At 60.0% G+C, this 285-nt stretch carries 1 protein-coding gene; it reads right to left on the bottom strand.

Annotated features, from left to right (window positions below; all coding sequences use genetic code 11):
* On the bottom strand, positions 1 to 285 hold a 285-nt coding region (locus tag AC0L3B_RS39345; RefSeq protein ID WP_473383176.1), incomplete at both ends, for an efflux RND transporter permease subunit.

Raw genomic sequence — 285 nt, 5'->3', positions numbered from 1 at the left:
AAGGATGAACGCCAGCGAGGTCATGATGATCGGGCGCAGGCGCAACCGCGCCGCCTTCAAAGTGGCGGTGATCAGGTCTTCGCCCTGGTCGTAGAGGTCCTTGGCGAACTCGATGATCAGAATCGCGTTCTTCGCCGACAGACCGATGATGGTGATCAAGCCCACCTTGAAGAACACATCGTTAGGCATACCGCGCAAGCTCACCGCCAGCACTGCGCCGAGTACGCCCAGCGGCACCACCAGCAATACCGAGGTCGGAATCGACCAGCTCTCATACAAGGCCGC

The organism is Bradyrhizobium sp. Kon56, assembly GCF_055807635.1.
This window is presented reverse-complemented; position numbering and strand designations above follow the sequence as displayed.